The organism is Nocardia sp. NPDC004722 (genome assembly GCF_053601505.1).
Map to the genome: position 1 here is coordinate 1 of NZ_JBSGBY010000809.1, position 3098 is coordinate 3098.

Below are 3098 nucleotides of genomic sequence, written 5' to 3' on the forward strand. Positions count from 1 at the left end.
TGTGACGAAGATCACAGGCATGCTCGGGTAACGAACGGGGCATTCCCGGTGTCGGCCGGTCGCTTCCCGGACGCCGTCGGCTAGCGCGACCGCCGCCACCGACACCCTCACCGCCGAACTGCGCCGCATCGAACGCGACCTGCACGACGGCGCGCAGGCGCGCATGGTCGCGGTCGGCATGACGCTGGGCGCGATCGAAGCGCTCATCGACCGGGATCCGCGGGCGGCGAAAGAGCTGGTGGCGCAGGCGCGGACGGCCTCGGCCGCGGCGCTGGCGGATCTGCGCGGGCTGGTGCGCGGCATCCATCCGCCGGTGCTGGCCGAACGCGGGCTCGTCGACGCGGTGCGGGCACTGGCCCTCGACTGTCCCCTCGACGTGCGCGTCGAAGCCCGGCTGGACGCGCCGGTCGCGTCTCCGGTCGAGTCGGCGCTCTACTTCACCATCGCCGAACTGCTCACCAACGCGGCCCGCCACTCCGGAGCCGACCGGGTCGAGGTGGAGCTCGCGGGGCAGGACACGCTGGTGCGAATCATGGTGCGCGACAACGGTCGCGGCGGCGCGGACCCGGCGCTGGGCACCGGGCTGCGCGGCATCGAACACCGCTTGAGCAGCTTCGACGGGCGGGTCTCGCTCGACAGTCCGCCCGGCGGGCCGACGCTGGTCACGGTCGAAATACCGCGCACCGCCGACTGATTCCGCGCGATAACCTGGTGCGCGACGATCCCGACCCTGGAGCAGCCGTGCGCATTGTCCTCGCCGAGGACCTCTTCCTCCTCCGTGACGGCATGACCCATCTGCTGGCCGCGCACGGTTTCGACGTGGTCGCGGCCGTCGCCACCGGGCCCGAACTGCATCGGGCGCTGCGCGATACCGAACTCGACGTGGCCCTGGTGGATGTGCGGCTGCCGCCCACCTTCACCGATGAGGGCTTGCAGGAGGCGCTTTCGGCTCGGCGGGAACGCCCGGGCCTGCCGGTCCTGGTGCTCTCACAGCATGTCGAACAGCTCTACGCACGAGAGCTGCTGGCCGACGGCACCGGGGCGATCGGCTATCTCCTCAAGGACCGGGTCTTCAATGCCGACCAGTTCGTGGACGCCATTCGCCGGGTCGCGGCGGGCGGCACCGTCATGGATCCCGAGGTGATCGCGAAACTCCTCGCCAGCACGCCGCGCAACGAACCGCTCGGCGCGCTGTCACCCCGTGAGCGGGAAGTGCTGGCGCTCATGGCCGAAGGCTGCTCGAACACCGCCGTCGCCGGGCGGCTGTACATCAGCGAGGGCGCGGTGGGAAAACATACCGCGAACATCTTCACCAAACTCGGCCTCACCCAATCCGACGACACCAACCGCCGGGTCCTGGCAGTCCTGGCCTACCTACACGGCCGGTGAGCGAGCGCTCCGGCGGTGATTGTGCAATTCCCCATCCGGCGTTCCGAAGATCAGTGATTTGCCACATTTCACTCCCACCGTTCTCAGATAGCGTTGAGCCACCATGAGAATCACGCTGGACCGCGCGTCTGGTCGCCGTCCAGAGGGAGATGTCAACGATGAAGGGTCTCGACACTTCGACGGTGCGAGCAGAGTGGCGCGAGATCCTCGGTGAGGTCAACGCGGACGCCGGAACCTTCGTGATCCTCCGACACGGCCGCCCCGAGGCCGTGCTGCTCTCCCAACGGATATGGACGCAGGGCTGCCGCGTGCTGCCCGTTCCCGATGCCGACCGCCGCTACCGCGCGTCCTCCGATGTCCGCAGCGGGCTGCGTTCGGTCCGTTCCGCGGCGGTGCAGCGCGGCGAGCACACCCTGATCCAGCGGCTCTACGGTCCGCTCTTCAAAGACGCCACCGCCATGACGATCGCCGCGGTAGTCTCCCCCTACGCCTGGGTCCGGCAAGCTCTCCCGGAACTGGGCGCCTTCTCCGCCGCGTGAATCGTCCCGCGTGAAATCGTCACTGAGATGTGTTGCCGGGCCGTGCGATCGTTCACCTGGCGGTGAAGTTGACGGGACATGCTCGCGGAGGGACCGCTACGACCACGCGAGCAGGATGGGCACACCCCTTGGCGATCGAAACGATGGGACAGCGGCCGACGGCCGGACCGGCGGGAACCGCACCGAAACGGGGCAGTGAGTACGCGGTTCTGCTGCGGCGGGTGCGGCAGGCGGGTCTGCTCGAGCGGCGGGTGCGGTTCTACGCGTGGCGAAGCGCGCTCACCGCAACGGCTTTCGTCGGCGGCTGGGCGGCGCTGTGGATGATCGGCGACTCCTGGTGGGTGCTGGCTGTCGCGGCCTTTCTCGCCGTGGTGTTCGCGCAGCTGGCGTTCCTCGGACACGATGCCGGGCACCAGCAGATCTTCGGGACGCGGCGGGCGAATCACTGGTACGGGCTCGTGGTCGGCAATCTGGCGACCGGCGTGAGCATCGGGTGGTGGACCAGCAATCACAACCGCCACCACGCGCACCCCAATACCGAGGGCGCCGATCCCGACGTCTCGGGGGTGCTGGCCCACTCGGGCGCGCGAGCGGCAGCCGGGAAAGGCTGGCGGCGCTTCGTCTTCCGCTACCAGGCGTGGCTGTTCTTTCCGCTCCTGCTGCTCGAGGCAGGCAGCCTCCACTTCGCGAGTGTCCGCGCGGTCCTGACCTGGCCCATCCCGCACCGCCGCCGCGAAGGCGCGGCGCTGGCCGCCCACGCCATCGGCTACCTGGCCATGATCTTCCTTGCCCTGTCCCCCTTCAAGGCGCTGGTCTTCCTCGCCGTCCAACAGGGCCTGTTCGGCTTCTACATGGGCTGCACCTTCGCCCCGAATCACAAAGGCATGGAAGTACTTCCGGAGGGCGACCGCACCGACTACCTCCGCCGCCAGGTCCTCACCTCCCGCAATGTCCGCGGCGGTTTCGTGACCGACCTGGCCTTGGGCGGCCTCAACTACCAGATCGAACACCACCTCTTCCCCTCCATGCCCCGCCCCGCCCTCCGCACCGCCCAGCCCCTGGTCCGAGCTTTCTGCGCCGAAACCGGCATCCCCTACGCCGAAACCACCCTCCTCGACTCCTACGCCCAGGCCCTCCACCACCTCAACGAAGTCGGCCGCCAAGCGCGTC

Annotated in this window: 4 protein-coding genes; all 4 read left to right on the forward strand. The window is 69.0% G+C overall.

Going from position 1 to position 3098, the window contains the following annotated elements; all coding sequences use genetic code 11:
* Window positions 1-127: 127 nt before the first annotated feature.
* Window positions 128-694 (forward strand): sensor histidine kinase, encoded by a 567-nt coding sequence (locus tag ACWELQ_RS42245; protein WP_452402604.1) that lies wholly within the window; start codon window positions 128-130, stop codon window positions 692-694.
* A 47-nt stretch (window positions 695-741) separates the two neighbouring features.
* Complete coding sequence (locus ACWELQ_RS42250) at window positions 742-1389, forward strand: LuxR C-terminal-related transcriptional regulator (protein WP_452402601.1); 648 nt, start codon at window positions 742-744, stop codon at window positions 1387-1389.
* 158 nt (window positions 1390-1547) lie between these two features.
* Window positions 1548-1928 carry a hypothetical protein gene (locus ACWELQ_RS42255; protein WP_452402602.1) on the forward strand — a complete coding sequence of 127 codons (381 nt, stop codon included), beginning with the start codon at window positions 1548-1550 and terminating at the stop codon, window positions 1926-1928.
* A gap of 128 nt (window positions 1929-2056) precedes the next feature.
* On the forward strand, window positions 2057-3098 hold a 1042-nt coding region (locus ACWELQ_RS42260), incomplete at its 3' end, for a fatty acid desaturase family protein (RefSeq protein WP_452402603.1).